Genomic DNA, 15,894 nt, shown 5'->3' with positions numbered 1-15,894 from the left:
CCCCGCACGAAGCGAATTACGCGCGCACGGTGCCGTGCGGGAGGCTCAGCACCGAGTCCGCGTGCAGGGTGACGCGTACCGGTGTGAAGGTGGTGGCGTCCGCCGGCGGGACCCCGGTGCCGGGGTTGCGGGCGTACCGCGGATGGGCACCCGCGCTGATCTGCCAGCGTATGCGGTGCCCGGCGGCGAAGCGGTGGGCGGTGGCGCTCATCGGCACGGTGACCTGCGAGGGTGCGTCCGAGGTCGTCCGGATCCGGCCCAGCCCGTCACAGACGTTGACGGAACGGCCCGCCAAGTCCACGTCGCACAGGCGGGCGAAGACGTCGGCGTGTCCGGTGTCCGTCGAGAGGCTCAGCCGCGCGGAGACCGGGCCCAGGACATCCACGGGTTCGGTCAGTGGCGGGCCGGTGAAGGTCAGGACGTCGGACCGGGCCTCCAGGGCGCCGTTGTCGCGTGGGCCGGCGCCGGGGGAAAGCAGGGGACCGCCGAGGGACGGGGTGGGGTCGGCCGGATCGTAGCGGAACGTCGTCAGCGGCAGGGGGCCCGCGGGGGCCAGCCGGGTGAGATGCCCTTCCGCGGTGGGGTACCACGGGGTGACGGCGGGGGACGGCGGCCAGTCGTCGAGGTCGCGCCAGGCGTCCTCGCCGCCGACGTGCACGCGCACGGCGGAGGTGCGCAGGCCGGCGGGGTCGGCGCAGAGGTGGGCACGCAGCCAGGCGAGGCTTTCGGCGAACACCTCGGGCCACCCCTGTTGCAGGGCGGAGGTGTGGGTCCAGGGGCCGACGAGGAGGCTGGTCTCGCACCCGGCCAGGCGGAGCCGGTCGTACTGATCGAAGGTCTGATCGGCCAGGGCGTCGTGCCATCCGGTGATCAGGGCCGTGGGCACCCGGAGCCGCTCGGCCGCCTCCTCGAGTGACGCGCCGTGCCAGAAGGCGTGCTTGGCGTCCGCGTGCGTCATGACGTCGTCCAGCCAGGGCACGTCGTCCCCCAGTGCGGCTGTGTGCGCCCCGCGCAGGGGCTGCGCGGTGGTGACGGTGCGCAGGCGGCGCCGCAGGCGCAGGGTCGCCTTGAGGAAGGGCACCATGCCGCGGTGCTGGTAGGTCATGCCCACGCCGACGGCGAGGGCGTTCTCCAGGCGCAGCGCACCGTCGGTGTGGAAGAGGGCGTAGGGGTCGTGCAGCCCCATCTGCACCACCATCGCCCTCAGTTCCGGCGGCGGGTCCAGGGCGAGCGCCCATTGCACGTAGCCGAGGTAACTGGGGCCGACGGTCCCGAGCACCCCGTTGAACCAGGGTCGTCCGCGCAGCCAGGAGACGGTGGCCTGTCCGTCGGCGGCCTCGTTGCGCCACAGGTGGAAGGCGCCTCCCGAGCCGCCGGTGCCGCGGCAGCTCTGGAGGATCACGTGGAATCCCTGTTCGGCGAAGAGCAGGCCGTACTGGGGCGACCACGGCAGGCCGCGGCCGTAGGGCGAGCGGATGAGCAGGGTCGGGAAGTCGCCCTCGGCACGCGGGAAGTAGTGGTCGGTGACCAACGGACTGCCGTCGGCGGCCGGCACCTCCAGGCCGGGCTCCCATCCGGCCTCGTGCCGTTTCTCCGGCAGGCCTCGCCAGGTGGCCCTCAGCAGACGCGAGGACAGCGGCGGCTTCCCGGCAGGTGGTGTCCATGCCCGTCCGGTGGCGTCGGGCGTGCGTGATGGCATCGTTCCCCTCCTCTTTTCCGTACAGTGTACGAGAATAGACGATGGTTGGATGGCCTACGCAAGAACCGCCTCGGCGACCAGGGAAGAGGCGCATGACCAAGCCCCGTGACGAGAGGTCCGGCGCCGCGGGCGTCGACCCGGAGCAGCTCTGGCTGCGTCCCGCCGAGCCGCGCCGGGGCCGCCGGCCCTCCTTCAGCCGGGAGGAGATCGTCGCGGCGGCCGTCGCCCTGGCGGACACCGAAGGGCTCGAAGCCGTCACCATGCGGCGCGTCGCCGCCCAGGTGGGCTCCGGCGCCATGTCGCTCTACAGCTACGCCCCCGACAAGGAGACCCTGCTGGAGCTGATGGTCGACCACGTCAGCGCCGAACTGACGGACACGGACCCGCCCAGCGGCGACTGGCGTGCCGACCTGAAGGCCGTCGCCCACCGTCAGCGCGTCCACATGCTGCGGCACCGCTGGCTGCCCGCCGCCCTGTCGACCCGTCGTGTTCCGGGCCCCCACACCTTGGCCTTCCTGGAACACGCGCTCGCCGTCCTGCGGCCCACCGGACTGGACGGGGCGGCGAAGCTCGAAGTGTTCGCGCAGCTCACCGCGTTCGTGGCGGGACAGGTCGCCTACGAGGTCGCCCAGTCCACCGCCGCGCGGTGCCCGGACCGGGCCGCGGCCGAGGCCCGCTACCTGGCCGCCGTCGCCGCCGACGGCCACCACCCGGAACTCGCCGAAGCCCTCGCCGCCCCCGGCCGCCCCCTCACCCCGGAAGCCACCTTCACCCGCTTCCTCGACCGCCTGATCGACGGCCTCGACACCGGCTGACCTCCGGGACCCGGCCGACGACGGCCGCGAACCGGTGCCACCTGGGTGATCACGCCGGTGCGCCGGGTGGCGGCGGGCAGGCTCATCGGGCCGGTGCGTGGTGAACGACCGGCCCGACGGGAGGGGGCCGCCGTCCCGTGGGGCGCCTAGTCGCCGCCCCCGCCGCCGCCCCCGTCGCCCCCTCCGCCGTCGCTTCCGCCGCTTCCGCCCCCGTCGCCGCCGTCTCCGCCGTCGCTGCCCCAGCCGTCGCCGCCGCCGGGTTCGTTGTCCTCGCGGCCCCGGCCGAGGTTGCTGAACCAGGGGCGGTCCCAGAGGGCGCCGTCCGTGTCGTGGTGGGGGCGCGCGGGGCGGAACCGTGCCAGGCCCGTGGTGTCGCCCAGGCCGAAGGAGACCGCGACCGCGTGGGCCATCACGGCGTCCAGGGGGTCGGGGCTCTCGTGGTGGACGTCACCCAGCGGCAGCAGGACGGTGCCGGGGGCGGGGGCCGCGCCGCGGGGCGGGCGGGTGAGCACGGCGACCCGGGTGTCGTCGCGCAGCAGCGACGAGCTCACCGCGTTCTCCCGGCGCAGGGTCCACCGCCGGTCGGGCAGGCGGATCTCGACGCTGCTCTTCGACTTGCGAAGCTTCCTCCGCAGCTCCAGCTCCGCCGTGATGTCGCCGACGGTCAGGATCAGGCCGCCGGCCCGGTCGGAGCCGTGGGGGAGGTGGCCGTACGGTGCCCGGAGCCGGACGGCGGGGGCGTGCGGGCCCCAGACGTCCACGCGGACCGAGCGGCGGTCCACGGCGACGGTCACCGTCCCGGCGGGGGCCGGCGCGTACCGGCGCGCGATCCAGAGGGGGACACCCTCCGCGTGCGCCCGCGCGGCGAGCGCGGTCACCCGGTCGGGTCCGCCGCACCCGCGTACCGCGAGCTCGCCCAGCGCGCGGGCGAACGCCGCGGCCCGACGTGGCTTCAGGGGCGTGGTGGTGCCGGTCGCCCGGGTGACCGGGACGGTCCCGCGGCCGGGCGGCAAGGAGGCCAGGGGGCGTTCGCTGCCTCCGCCGCCGAGCCAGTACCCGCGCAGGAACGCTTCCGCCATGGCGGCGAGGTTCAGCTCGTCCAGCGGGGTCGTCCTGCCGCCCCTGCGCAGCCCGCCCTCGGTGAGTTCCACGTCCCGGGCGAGCGGGTTCCACGACCGCTCCTCGTACAGCACTTGGTTCATCGGCCACCCCTCCGGCTCGCCACCCGTGCCCTCCCCGGCACAGCAGCCCCACCTTCACACACCGCTTCTCCGGGGCGGTGGCCCGGGTGGCCGCGGCACGGACCGCTTCGTCCGCCGCGAGCGGCGGGCCCCGCGGTGCCCGGCTCGCCCGCCGGCCGGAACGGTGGGACTCTGGTGGGACTGTCGGCGGACGCGCAGGCGTCGTTGACCATCCTTCCGAACGGAACCCGGAAGGGTGTCGTCCATACGGAAGCTGACCAGGAGGTTCCGTGCACGACAAGCCGCTCAGCAAGTTCGTCGGCCGGCTGTTGCACCGTCGGCCGGGGGCCTCACGTCCCGCACAGGAACGGGTGGGGCCGGACACGTACGGTCTGGACGAGGAGAAGGTCCTCCGCTTCGCCGAGGACGGGCTCGACCCCGAGGAGGAGAACCGGCTGGCGGAGGAGGTGGCGGAGGTCCTGCCCCTGGGGTGGTCCCTCTCTCCGAGGGCGAAGGAGCGGCTGTACACGGTGAGCAGTCACCTCGGCGGTGAGCCGCAGCTGCTGGCCTGGCTGGACCGTCACCCCGGTCTCCCCCGCCTGATCGCACGGCTGACCGCCCTGACCGGCAACCTCGACCGGTACAGCGACGACCCCTCGGTGGTGGAGGCCCTGCGCGCGGCACGGGCCGCGGAACCGCTCCCCGCGGCGCTGGACGGCACCCTGCCGCCCGGGACGGACGAGGAGACGCTCAGCGACATCGCCTACCGCATCGACAAACTCCTCTTCGAGCAGCACACCGAGGACGCCGCACGGGTCGCGCTGGCGACCACGGACTGGCTGCGCGCCGCGGCCCGGCGGGCATCACCCGCGTCCCCCGCGGTCGAGGAGATGGCCGAGTTCATGGGTCATCTGCACGAGGACATCCGTCAGGCCGACGCGGCGGCATAGTCGGCGCGGCCCCCCGTCGGCCCTTCCCGCTCACTGCTCCCGGTGGTCCCTGAGGAGGCGCTGTACCTCGGCCAGCGTCTCCTTGTCGGGGCCCCGGCCACCGGCCGTCAGGGCGTCCAGCCGTTCCGCGGTGCGCAGGTCGTAGGCGCGTTCCTCGTCCTCGCCCGGCACGGCGGCGTAGGACTCCTTGTCGGTGAAGCCGACGACGACGTCGACGGCCTTGGCGATGATCCAGGTCACGACGAAGGAGAACGCCGCGACGGCGAGGATGGCGACGATCTGCCGCCACAGCAGGGAGAGACCGCCGCCGTAGAAGAGGCCCTCCTTCCCGCTGACGTTCGCCGTGGCGAACAGACCGACCATGATCAGACCGATCAGGCCGCCCGCGCCGTGCACTCCCACGACGTCGAGGGTGTCGTCCACGTTCAGGCGGTACTTCAGCGTGACGGCGTACGCGCAGAACGCACCCGCGACGAGGCCGGTCACCAGCGCGCCGGTGGGGTCGATCTCGCCGCAGGCGGGGGTGATGGCCACCATGCCGGCCACCGCGGCCGAGCCGACGCCCATCATCGTGACCCTGCGGGTGCGCCAGTACTCCACGAGCGGCCAGGTGACCATGGCGCCGGCGGCGCCGAGCTGGGTGTTGATGAAGGCGGTGGCGGCCGTACCCGTGTCGCGGACGGCCGAGCCGGCGTTGAAGGCCAGCCAGCCGAACCACAGCAGGGCCACACCGATCATGACCAGGGGAATGTTGTTGGGCCTCGGCTCCTTGCGCCGGAAGTCGGCCGGGCCCCGGACGACGAGGGCGACCGCGAGTCCGGCGATCCCCGAGTTGAGCTCCACCGGCAGCCCTCCGGCGAAGTCCAGCGCGCCCAGGTGCTTCGTGATCCATCCGCTCTCCGCGTCGAAGACCCAGTGCGCGATGGGCACGTAGACGATCAGGAGCCACAGGGCGGAGAAGACCAGCCACCCCCGCATGGTGGCCCGTCCGGCGATGGATCCGCTGATCAGCGCTACCGTGACGATGGCGAAGCCCATCTGGAACGTGGTGTAGACGTAGGTCGGGATGGACCCGGTCAGGGTGTTCGGCTCGATGCCCCGCAGGAAGGCGTGGTCCAGGTTGCCGATGAGGCCCGCGCCCCCGACGTCCGGACCGAAGGCGAGCGAGTAGCCGACCATGTACCAGAGGATGCTCACGAAGCAGAGCGAGGCGAAGCTCATCTTGAGCATGACCAGGATGTGCTTCGTACGGACCATGCCGCCGTAGAAGAACGCCAGAGCGGGGGTCATCAGCAGCACCATCGCTGCCGCGGCCAGCATCCAGGCGGTGTCGCCGGAGTCGTAGGCGGGGGGCATGGGGGCGGGTGCGGTGATCACGGCGGCACGGTCTCCTGGTCGAGTCGGGTGCGCTACTGCTTGCGCAGGTCGGGGGCCGGGTGGCCGGTGAGGAGTCGTCTCACCGCGTCCCACGCGTCGTGGACGGCAGCGGTGAAGCGGGGCTGGTCGCGGCCGAGGATCCGCACCCAGGCCCCGCAGTCGTCGGGCAGGGTGCTCGCCCCGTGCAGCACGTCACGGCCCGTCAGCGCCCGGTGCAGGGTGTCGGCGATCTCGGCCGCGGGGCGCCGGCCGCTCACCACGAACAGCGAGGCGACGTGGTCGTGCCCGGAGAAGACGCCCGGGCCCGTCACCCCACCGTGCCGCTCCGGTTGCAGCCGGAGGGTGTCCACCGCGAGCAGGGTCCCGTCCGGCCGCCGGATCTCCAGGTCGGTGGTGAGCAGCGTGTAGCGGTGCCGCTCGCCCCGGGCGAGGCGGCCCGCCGTGACCGTCTCGGCGTAGACGACCGTGGCGTTCTCGTCGACGGTCAGTTCCGCGCCCTGGTGGAAGCGCGCGCCCGCGAACGGGATCAGCGGGTCGGGCAGGTACTCGACGTAGGCTCCGTCGTCCGCCGTCAGGTGCACGCGCTGCGTCGCGTAGTCGTCCTCCATCCGGTAGACCTTCGTGGCCGCCTGGGTGGTGAACAGTGCCTCGGCGCCCGGGCCGCACCGCAGGTCCACGCGGTAGCGGTCCGCCTGGGCGATGCCGCCGCCGGTGGCCATCACGTAGGTGCACGCCATACCGGGCATCTCCGGGTCGACGTACAGCGGGCGCATGATCTCCAGCGGTGACTTCTGGTACCGCTCGACCAGTTCCGTGCGGTCCCCACGGCGGGCGAACCCCAGGTCCAGGATGCCGACCTTGGCCGCCGAGCCCGGGCCGAGCGTCTCCGGCACCGTCGAGAACGCCGTCAGCTCGGGCGGCAGCCGGACCGCCTCGTAGTGCTCCGGCGCCAGCCGGTCGCGGACCGCCGGCACGTCAGACCATCACCTTGCGGCGGGACTCGAGGAACGCGGCGACCTCGTCCACGCCCTTGCCGGTCAGGCAGTCGGTCAGCGCCACCGGTCCGTCGCCCCGTACCCGGTGGGCGTCGGACTCCATCACGGTGAGGTCGGTCCGCACGTAGCGGGCGATGTCGATCTTGTTGATGACCAGCAGGTCGGACGTGGTGATGCCCGGCCCCCGCTTGCGCGGCATCTTCTCCCCCTCGGCCGTGTCCAGGACGAAGACGAAGACGTCCACCAGGGCGGGGCTGAAGGTCAGGGTCAGGTTGTCGCCGCCGCTCTCGTAGAAGAGGACGTCGACCTCCGGGTGCTTCTCCAGCATCTCGGCGCCCGCCGCCAGGTTCATCGTCGGGTCGTCGCGCACGGCGGTGTGCGGGCAGGCGCCCGTCTCCACGCCGACCACGCGGTCTCCCGGCAGCACCCCGTCGAGCGTGCGGCGGATGTGCTGCGCGTCCTCCTGGGTGTAGATGTCGTTGGTGATCACCGCGGGGCGGTGCCCCTGCTCGATGAGGATCGGGACGAGCGCCTCGATCAGGGCGGTCTTGCCCGAGCCGACCGGGCCGCCCACTCCTACGCGCAGAACGTTGTCTCGCATGCTCCCTCAACTCTTCCTCTCCGGTACGGGTCGCCACTGCCGGACGTGGACGCCGGTCAGCTGGCGAACAGGCGGGCCTCCGCCCGCTCGTGGCGCGCGGACATCACGTCCGCGGTGAAGGTCGTCGACCCGAGGTCCTCGAATCCCCGGGCCAGTGCCTGACAGGTCGTCTCCGCGATGACCGGTGCCGTGCGCCGCAGCAGGACCTGGGCCAGCCGGTGGTCGGTGAGTCGCAGGCGCAGCGCGGCACCGGCGAAGCTCGCGCAGAACGCGAACAGGTCGGCGGCGACCGCCTGCCGCACCGGCACCCCGGCCGCCGCGTACACGACACCGGCCGCGACGGCCTGCGTGCCCGGTGCCCGACGGGCCGTCACCTCCCGGTGGTACCGGGCGACACCGTCCGTGCCGAACACCTCGGCGGCCAGGTCCAGCAGCTGACGCCCGGTCCGGGCGGCCGCCCGCCGCATCTCCTGGCTGAGTTTCGTGGCGTGCAGGCGCCGGTCCACGGCGGCCACCGCCTCCCAGTCCCCCGCGGCGGCCGCCCGGTGGGCGAGGGCCAGCGCGGTGGCGTCGGACGGGCCGACCCCGTGCCTGAGGAGGTCGTGGAGCAGCAGGGGCAGCGAGTCCCGGTCGACGGCCCCCTCCTGCACGAATCCCTCCAGGCCGTGCGAGAGGGTGTAGAAGCCGCTGGGGAAGGCCGAATCGGTCAGCTGGAGGCCGACCAGGAGGTGGTCCAGGTCCGTGGCACCCGGCACCCCGGTGCCCGGGCTCTGCCCGCCCGGCTCGTCGGGCGCGGCATCCGTGTCGCGGTACATGCGCTCAGGCCAGGAAGTACAGCTGGTTGAGCGGCAGCTTCTGGGCGGGGTCGATGGTCACGACCTCCCCGTCCACCGTCACCTTGTACGTCTCCGGATCGACCTCGATCCGCGGCACGACGTCGTTGCGGACCATGTTGTGCTTGCCGATGGTGCGGGTTTTGCGCACCGGGAGCACCTGCCGTTCCAGGCCGAGCTTGCCGGGCACCCCGGCCGCGATGCCGGCCTGCGACATGAAGGTGACGTGCGTCGCCTGCATGGCGCGGCCGAAGTGAGCGAAGGACGGCCGGTAGTAGACGGGCTGCGGGGTGGGCAGCGAGGCGTTGGGGTCGCCCATCTGGGCCCAGGAGATGATGCCGCCCTTGATGACCATCTTCGGCTTGGCGCCGAAGGAGTGCATCGGCCACAGGACGATGTCGGCGAGCTTGCCCGGTTCGATCGAGCCGACGTAGTCCGAGATGCCGCTGGCGACGGCCGGGTTGATGGTGACCTTGGCCAGGTAGCGCAGGACGCGCTGGTTGTCGTTGCGCTCGGAGTCCTCGGGCAGCGGTCCGAAGGCCTCCTTGCACACGTGCGCGATCTGGAAGGCGCGGGTGACGGACTCGCCGATGCGGCCCATGGCCTGGGAGTCGGACGAGATCATGCTGATGATGCCGCGGTCGTGCAGGACCGTCTCGGCCGCGATGGTCTCCGCGCGCACCCGGCTGTCCGCGAAGGCCACGTCCTCGGGGATGTCGTGGCTGAGGTGGTGGCACACCATCACCATGTCCAGCAGCTCGTCCACGGAGTTCTTGGTGTACGGCAGCGTGGGGTTGGTGGAGGACGGCAGGACGTTGGGCTCGCCGGTGACCCGCAGGATGTCGGGGGCGTGGCCGCCGCCCGCGCCCTCGCTGTGGAAGGTGTGGATCGTGCGGCCGTCGATCGCGGAGCGGGTGTCCTCGAAGAAGCCGCCCTCGTTGAGGGTGTCGGTGTGGATCGCGACCTGGACGTCGTGCCGGTCGGCGACGGCCAGCGAGTTGTCGATGACGGCGGGTGTGGAGCCCCAGTCCTCGTGGACCTTGAGGGCGGCGGCCCCGGCCTCGAGCTGCTCGTCCAGGGCGCCGGGCAGGCTGCCGTTGCCCTTGCCCATGATGCCGAGGTTGACCGGCAGGTCCTCGGCGGCCTGCAGCATGCGGGCGAGGTTGAAGGGGCCGGGGGTGCAGGTGGTGCCGTTGGTGCCGTCGGTCGGACCGGTGCCGCCGCCGAACAGGGTGGTGATGCCGTTGCTGAGTGCCTGTTCGCACTGCTGGGGGGTGATGAGGTGGACGTGCGCGTCCATGGCCCCGGCGGTGGCGATCAGGTGCTCGCCGGCGATGACCTCCGTGCCGGTGCCGACGACGAGCCTGGGGTCGACGGAGTCCTGGGTCTGCGGGTTGCCGGCCTTTCCGATGCCCGCGATGAAGCCGTCCTTGACGCCGATGTCGCACTTGACCACACCGACCACCGGGTCCATGACCACGACGTTGGTGATCACCAGGTCGAGAGCGCCCTGGGCGGCGGTGGCCTGGGGGTCGGAGGACATGCCGTCGCGCATGGTCTTGCCGCCGCCGTAGACCACTTCGTCGCCGTAGGAGCCCTCACGGAAGTCCTTCTCGACCTCGACGACGAGGTTGGTGTCGGCCAGCCGGAACCGGTCGCCCACCGTGGGGCCGAACAGGTCGGCGTACTGCTTGCGGGAGAGGGTCGGCATGTCAGTGTGATCCCTTCTTCGTGTTCTTCCCGGCGCCGGACTCGTCCGAGCCGGCCTTGCCGGCCTCACCGCCGGGCTGGTCCCCCTGCTCCTCCCGGCCCGCTCCGCGGAAGCCGCGCCGCATCGCCCGGCTGACGGCCTCGACCCGGGCGGGGTGCGACCTGACGCTGCCGTTGAGGAGGCCGCTGAAGCCGTGGAGGCGCCCGGTGCCCGCGTAGGTGCACAGCTCCACCTCGTGGGTGCCGCCCGGCTCGAAGCGGACGGCGGTGCCGGCCGCGATGTTGAGGTGCATGCCGAGCGTGGCGTCACGGTCGAAGTCGAGGGCCGAGTTCACCTCGAAGAAGTGGTAGTCCGAACCGACCTGGACGGCCCGGTCGCCCGTGTTGCGGACGGTGATCCTGACGGTCCGCCGGCCCGCGTTGATCTCGATCGGGTCGTCGCCGTACTGGTAGCGCGGGGGAAGTGTCATCGAAGGCTCCTGTGGGAGGGGAGGACGTACGGCCCGGCACCCCGGTGCGTGTGCGGGACGCCGTCCGGGACACGGTGGCCGGACGGCGACACCACCTCGCCGTCCGGCTCGTGCGGGTCGTGGGTGTGCGGGTCGTGGGTGTGTGGGGCGTGGGAACTGCCGGGGCGCGCGGGCCCGTGGTGGTGGTCGTGGCCGTGGTCGCCGGGGCCGTGGCTGTGGGCGAGACCGTGGTCGTGGGCGGCCGAGAGCCCCCGGCTGAGGCCGTCGTCACCGAGCGACTCGTGCCGCTCCCACGCCGCGTGCACCCGGGCGTCGAGGACACCCGCCACGGCGGGTGCGGGGAGCAGCGGGCCGCCCGGTTCGCAGTGTGCGGGGTCGGGGACGTCCGGCGTCACCCAGGCGGCCGGGAGGAGGACGACGCGCCGCTCGCCGAGGGCCCGGCACCGTCGCACGCCCTCGGCCGGGTCCGGGTCGCCTCCGATCAGGGCGACCTCGACCGTGCGGTGCCGGCCGTACTGTCGTACGAGGCGCGCGATCCGGAAGAGGTCCGCGTCGGCGAACGGGTCACCGGTCGGGGCGGTGACCAGCAGCGCCTTGTCCCCGGCCACCCCGGTGGCCGCCGCACGGAGCCAGCCGACCAGGTGGTCGGCGGTACCGAAGGGCTCGGCCAGGACGGTCCCGGCGCGGTCCTCGGGTGAGAGGGCCAGCAGGGTGCGGGCGGCGTCGGCCACCAGTTCCGGGTCCCTGCCCAGGGTCATCGGCACCACGCAGACGGGTTCGCCCCGGGCGCGCGCCGAGCTGACGCGCCGGAACAGTTCGCGTCCGCCGGGCACACAGGGCACCCGGGGGTCCAGCAGCCCGCGCAGGGCGCGTCCGCCGTCGCTCTCGTGGCCTCCCACCGCGACCACCTCGCCCGGGAACACGGCTCAGCCGCCGACCGGGTCGTGGCAGGAGACGAGCTTGTTGCCGTCGTCGAAGGTCGCCTCCACCTGGAGCAGCGGCAGCATCTCCCGCACGCCCGGCATGGTGCTGTCCTCGTCGACCACGGTGCGGCCCAGCTCCATGCAGTCGGCCACGGTCCTGCCGTCCCGGGCCGCCTCCAGGATGGCCTCGGTGATGAGCGCCACCGACTCGCTGTAGTTGAGCTTCAGTCCGCGCTCGCGGCGCTTGCGGGCCAGGTCGGCCACGACGTACACGAGCAGCTTGTCGATCTCTCGGGGGGCCAGGTTCATGGGGGGAGCGCCTTCCTCGGTGTCGTGGGTGCGGGCCCGGCTGTCGGCGGGCGGGTGAACCTCAGGAGTCGTCGGCCAAGGGGGTGATGCGCGGCAGGAGGGGCACGGCCGCCAGCAGCGCCCAGGTGGTGATGTTGAACGGCCAGGTGAAGGTGTGGCTGCCGAAGGTCTCGAAGAGGACGGACAGGGAGGCCGTCAGGGCGGTGCTGGCCGCGGCCGCCAGCACCGTGAAGCCGTAGTTCCACGCGGTGGGGCGCAGCAGCACGACGCCGAACGCCAGGCTGGTCAGGACGGCGTTGTAGCCGTAGATCCCCTCACCGATCAATGCGGCCGGCGCGCCGAGCGCCCAGGCCGTGAGGAGCCCGACGACGCTGCCCACCACGGTGAACAGGCCCACCTTCCATCCGGCCAGGAAGAGGCCGACGAGCATGATCAGCCCGACGTACCAGGTCCCGGCGAAGAAGATCTGGGAGACGTTGGCGAAGAAGCCCTGCCACAGGTCGGTCCAGTCGACGACGGGGCTCCTGGGGGTCGCCGGGGTGACGGCCGTCTCCGGGGTGCCGTGCCAGACCCGTTCGAAGGAGGGGGCTCCCAGCACCATCACCAGGGCGACGAGGCAGAAGGGTCCGGTGAACGCCCTTAGCCCGAACGGGTTGAGCAGATGGTTGAGGGTCGCGGTGATCAGCGTGCAGGCGATGGCGGCGGCCACCGCCATGACGTACGTCGACGGGTGGTTGCCGAGGTAGACCACCATCGCGATGGCGCCGAGGACGCCGCAGTAGGTCATCAGCCCCTGGCTGAGGGTGTCGCGCGGGACGGCCAGGAGGAGAGCGGTGAGGGTCGACACCACCGCCCCGATGGTGGCGAAGAGGCCCATCTCCCAGCTCTCCACCCACAGGGCGGCCAGGATGACCAGCGAGGTCCAGAGGCCGGCCTGGAAGTCGACCTGGCCGACTCCGCGCAGGGCTCCGAGAGCCGTCTCACCTGGAGAGGGACGCGGGGGCACAGCGGCGGTCGCGGTCTGCTGGGAAGCCACGCGTGCTCCTTCACCGTTGCGGGGGTGACTGCGGGTGGCGTTCCGGCGCCATATCGTCACTGGAACACTAATGTGACGATATGCACCTTATTGGCGATACACATCTCCACCGGCATCCGGACCACACGCCCGGCGCACAGGTGCCCGTGGTCGTGGTCGTGGCGGTGGGGGGCGCGGCGGGTGCGCTCCTGCGCTACGGCGCCTCCCGCCTGTGGCGCAACGGCAGCGACGCCCACGCCGTCTGGCGGGTCGGGGAGGCCGCCTTCCCCTGGACGACCCTGGTGGTCAACGTCGTCGGCTGCTTCCTCATGGGAGTGCTCACCGTCGCGCTGAAGGAACGGTTCATCCACGCCCCCCGGCTGCTCAACCCGTTCCTGGGCACGGGCGTACTCGGCGGCTTCACCACGTTCTCCTCCTACACGGACGACACCCGGAGGCTGCTGGAGAACGACCAGGCGGGCGCCGCCCTCGGCTACCTCGTCCTGACCGTGGTCGCGGCGCTGGCCGGGGTGGTCCTCGGAGTGGCCCTGGCACGCGCCGTCCTGACCCGTCCGGCACGCCCGGCGGCCGGGCCGGGGAGGACCGCCTGATGGGTGAATGGCTCCTCGTCCTCGCCGGCGGCGCGATCGGCGCCCCGGCCCGCTACCTGGTCGGTGAGGCGGCGCGCAGGAACCTGCCGTCCACGTTCCACTGGGGCACCTTCCTCGCCAACATGACGGCGTCCCTGATCCTGGGCTTCCTGGTCGAGGCCGGCACCGGCGGTGCGCTCGGCGCCACCGGGCAGGCCCTGCTCTCGGTGGGGTTCTGCGGCGCCCTGTCCACCTGGTCCACGTTCTCCAGCGAACTGCATTCCATGGCCAGTGCCCTCCGGGTCGCGCAGGCCGCCGGCTACCTCCTCGCGACGGTCGCGCTCGGACTCGCCCTGTCGTTCACGGGCGCGGCCGTCGCCCGGACCCTCTGGTGATCACCGGCACCGCCCGGGCGGTGCGCCGGTGGCGTGCCGCGCTGCCCCCACCGCCGGCGCTCGACCGGTGGCGCGCCGTCCGGTCGGCTCTGACCTTCGGACTCTGCTTCGGCATCGTCACCGCGGTCGCCGGCGTCCACAACGGGGTCTTCGCCGCGCTGGGCTGTTACGTCGACGCCTACGGCGCCCGGGACCCCTACCCCCGGCGGGGACCGGTCCTGGCCCTGCTCTGCGCGGGTCTCGTGCTGGCGTTCGCGGCGGGCTCACTGGCCGCGGGGGACCTGGGGGCGATGACGGCGGTGCTCACCGTCATCGCGGCCACGGCCACCCTGGCCGTCCGGACACTCCACCTGAGCGGGCCGGGCAGCTACTTCGTCGTCCTGGTCTCCGCCCTGGCCGCCTTCCTGCCTCCGGAGGACCTCGCGGAGACCGCTGTCGGGGCCGGTTTCGTCGCGGTCGGGGCGTCCGCCTCCTGGCTGTCCGCCATGTCGGGCCGGCTCGTACGGCCCTACGGCCCCGAGGAGCGCTCGGTCGCGGCCGCCTTCCGGTCGGTCGCGGCGTTCGCGGACGCGACCCGCCGGGCCGCGGACACCCACCCGCCGGGCGACACCGCCGCCGCGGGGCGCAGCGCCTGCACGGCCGTGCACGCGGCCTGGTCCGCGCTCTACGACGCCCGGGGCCGGAGCGGGACGCCCGCACCCCGGCGGAGGGAGCTGCACGCCTTGACGATCCGGCTGGAAGCCGTGCTCGACGCGGTGCAGAACACCGCGGAACGGGGCGGTGAGCCGGTTCCCGCCGCGTGGGGTCCCCGGCTCCGGGAGGCGGCCGCGTCGGTCAAGGCCGGCGGGAACCCGGAGTGCCGGCTCGCCGGGAGCGGCACCGCGCACACGCTCTGGCCGCTGCCGCTGCCGCCGCACCGGAGCCTGGCCGCCGAACTGCGCCTCGCGCTGTCCTCCGCCTCCCCCGCCCCGACGATCGCCCTGCGGGTCGGGCTCGCCGTCGGGGTGGGCACCGTGCTGGGCTGGGTGCTCCCCCTGATGCACCCCGCGTGGGTGGCGGTGGGAGCGGCCGCGGCACTCCAGGGCGGGCCCGGCCGGCAGCCCGCGCAGCGCGCCGGCTCCCGGTTCGTCGGGACGGTGACCGGGGTGGTGATCACCGTGCTGATCGCCCAGGTCTACCAGCCCGGCGTGTGGACGACCGTGGTCCTGGCCACCGCCGTGCACGGGATCTCGCGCGGCCTGCCCCCCGGTGCCCTCCTCGCCCGCACCCTGCTGAACACCCCGGTCGCCCTGCTGCTCGTCAACGCCGCCCTGGCCGGGGGGCCGGGCCTGGAATCGCTCGCCGCCTACCGGCTGCTCGACCTCACCCTCGGCATGTGTCTCGGCATCGCGGCCGCCTGGCTGGTGCGCGGCGTACCGCTGCGCCGGGTGTGCGCCGCCGTGGCCGCGGCCGTGACGGCGACGGGACCCGCCCTCGGGGAACGCCTGGCCACGGGCACGGCCGGCGCCGTGTCCGGAGGTGCCGCCTGGCAGCACATGACGGACCTGTGGAACATGCACGCCTCGGTGCCGGCCGAGGAGTTCCGCTCCACCGGCACCGCCGACCTCCTGTGGCCCACCGTGCTCGCCGTACGCCGCCTGCTCGCCCGGAACCTCCTCGGGGGCCCCACGGTTCCGGCACCCGACGACGGAGCGCGGGTCTCCGGCTGGCTTTCCGTCCTGGCCGGCGCGGCGGGTGCCGGCCTTCCCGGCTCCCCCGCCTGCCGGGCCGCCCTCCCCCCTCCGGGCCGGACACCCGAACCGGCCGGCGACCCGGAACTGCGCAGGAGGCTGGTGGCGCTCCGGTCCGCGCTGGACCGGCCCTCCTCGCCACCGGGGGCGGAGCCGCCGGACGGGAAGCGCTGATCGGCGCCCCGGCGGCCGGTCCGTACCCGCGGAGCGGCACGGCGGACGTCGTACCGCCGGAGCCCGCCCCGTGCGCGCCCCGGCACCGGGCCGGGGAAACCCCGGACGGTGTCCGCTTCGCCCCGGG

The 15,894-nt window shown here is 73.4% G+C and carries 16 protein-coding genes; 5 read left to right on the top strand and 11 right to left on the bottom strand.

The features are described 5' to 3' along the window. Positions 1 to 16: 16 nt before the first annotated feature. A complete protein-coding gene (locus tag IE172_RS19125) occupies positions 17 to 1,699 on the bottom strand; it encodes a CocE/NonD family hydrolase (protein ID WP_190098435.1) in 1,683 nt (560 codons plus the stop codon). 92 nt (positions 1,700 to 1,791) lie between these two features. On the opposite strand from IE172_RS19125, the gene IE172_RS19120 reads away from it, so the two are divergent. Then, entirely contained in the window at positions 1,792 to 2,514 is a 723-nt protein-coding gene (locus IE172_RS19120; protein ID WP_190098434.1) for a TetR/AcrR family transcriptional regulator, read from the top strand. A gap of 146 nt (positions 2,515 to 2,660) precedes the next feature. Here the strand turns inward: IE172_RS19120 and IE172_RS19115 are convergent, their stop codons facing one another. Beyond that, the gene (locus tag IE172_RS19115) at positions 2,661 to 3,716 is read right to left on the bottom strand and encodes a hypothetical protein (protein WP_190098433.1); all 1,056 of its coding nucleotides are present in this window, start codon (positions 3,714 to 3,716) and stop codon (positions 2,661 to 2,663) included. Positions 3,717 to 3,985: 269 nt separating this feature from the next. Here IE172_RS19115 and IE172_RS19110 point away from each other — a divergent pair, with 269 nt between their 5' ends. Continuing rightward, positions 3,986 to 4,645 carry a hypothetical protein gene (locus tag IE172_RS19110; protein WP_190098432.1) on the top strand — a complete coding sequence of 220 codons (660 nt, stop codon included), beginning with the start codon at positions 3,986 to 3,988 and terminating at the stop codon, positions 4,643 to 4,645. Positions 4,646 to 4,675: 30 nt separating this feature from the next. Here the strand turns inward: IE172_RS19110 and IE172_RS19105 are convergent, their stop codons facing one another. The 9 genes from IE172_RS19105 to IE172_RS19065 form a co-directional block, all read right to left on the bottom strand. After that, a complete protein-coding gene (locus tag IE172_RS19105; protein ID WP_190098431.1) occupies positions 4,676 to 6,022 on the bottom strand; it encodes an ammonium transporter in 1,347 nt (448 codons plus the stop codon). A gap of 32 nt (positions 6,023 to 6,054) precedes the next feature. After that, positions 6,055 to 6,996: an urease accessory protein UreD gene (locus tag IE172_RS19100; protein WP_190098430.1), complete on the bottom strand. Its 942-nt coding sequence runs from the start codon at positions 6,994 to 6,996 to the stop codon at positions 6,055 to 6,057. Between the two features lies 1 nt (position 6,997). Continuing rightward, the gene (ureG, locus tag IE172_RS19095) at positions 6,998 to 7,618 is read right to left on the bottom strand and encodes an urease accessory protein UreG (protein ID WP_190098429.1); all 621 of its coding nucleotides are present in this window, start codon (positions 7,616 to 7,618) and stop codon (positions 6,998 to 7,000) included. Between the two features lie 56 nt (positions 7,619 to 7,674). Next, the gene (locus IE172_RS19090; protein ID WP_190098428.1) at positions 7,675 to 8,433 is read right to left on the bottom strand and encodes an urease accessory protein UreF; all 759 of its coding nucleotides are present in this window, start codon (positions 8,431 to 8,433) and stop codon (positions 7,675 to 7,677) included. Between the two features lie 4 nt (positions 8,434 to 8,437). Further along, positions 8,438 to 10,162, bottom strand: a complete 1,725-nt coding sequence (gene ureC, locus IE172_RS19085) for an urease subunit alpha (RefSeq protein ID WP_190098427.1) — start codon at positions 10,160 to 10,162, stop codon at positions 8,438 to 8,440. A gap of 1 nt (position 10,163) precedes the next feature. After that, a complete protein-coding gene (locus IE172_RS19080; RefSeq protein ID WP_190098426.1) occupies positions 10,164 to 10,631 on the bottom strand; it encodes an urease subunit beta in 468 nt (155 codons plus the stop codon). Then, entirely contained in the window at positions 10,628 to 11,554 is a 927-nt protein-coding gene (locus IE172_RS19075) for a sirohydrochlorin chelatase (protein WP_190098425.1), read from the bottom strand. The genes IE172_RS19080 and IE172_RS19075 overlap by 4 nt, the downstream gene beginning before the upstream one ends. Before the next feature lie 3 nt (positions 11,555 to 11,557). After that, positions 11,558 to 11,863, bottom strand: a complete 306-nt coding sequence (locus IE172_RS19070; protein ID WP_190098424.1) for an urease subunit gamma — start codon at positions 11,861 to 11,863, stop codon at positions 11,558 to 11,560. 61 nt (positions 11,864 to 11,924) lie between these two features. After that, positions 11,925 to 12,899: an urea transporter gene (locus IE172_RS19065; RefSeq protein WP_190098423.1), complete on the bottom strand. Its 975-nt coding sequence runs from the start codon at positions 12,897 to 12,899 to the stop codon at positions 11,925 to 11,927. A gap of 80 nt (positions 12,900 to 12,979) precedes the next feature. On the opposite strand from IE172_RS19065, the gene crcB reads away from it, so the two are divergent. The 3 genes from crcB to IE172_RS19050 are packed head-to-tail and all read left to right on the top strand — an operon-like array spanning position 12,980 to position 15,767. Continuing rightward, complete coding sequence (gene crcB, locus IE172_RS19060) at positions 12,980 to 13,489, top strand: fluoride efflux transporter CrcB (RefSeq protein WP_190098422.1); 510 nt, start codon at positions 12,980 to 12,982, stop codon at positions 13,487 to 13,489. Beyond that, on the top strand, positions 13,489 to 13,863 hold the full coding sequence (locus tag IE172_RS19055) for a fluoride efflux transporter FluC (protein WP_190098421.1): 375 nt from the start codon (positions 13,489 to 13,491) through the stop codon (positions 13,861 to 13,863). The genes crcB and IE172_RS19055 overlap by 1 nt, the downstream gene beginning before the upstream one ends. Then, a complete protein-coding gene (locus tag IE172_RS19050; protein ID WP_229886183.1) occupies positions 13,860 to 15,767 on the top strand; it encodes an FUSC family protein in 1,908 nt (635 codons plus the stop codon). Before IE172_RS19055 ends, IE172_RS19050 begins: the two co-directional genes overlap by 4 nt. The last annotated feature ends 127 nt before the right edge of the window (positions 15,768 to 15,894 follow it).

Origin of the sequence: Streptomyces griseoflavus (assembly GCF_014649995.1) — a bacterium.
GTDB classification, from domain to species: domain Bacteria; phylum Actinomycetota; class Actinomycetes; order Streptomycetales; family Streptomycetaceae; genus Streptomyces; species Streptomyces griseoflavus.
The sequence above is the reverse complement of the archived record's forward strand: the minus strand, read 5'-3'. Positions and strand labels throughout refer to the sequence as shown.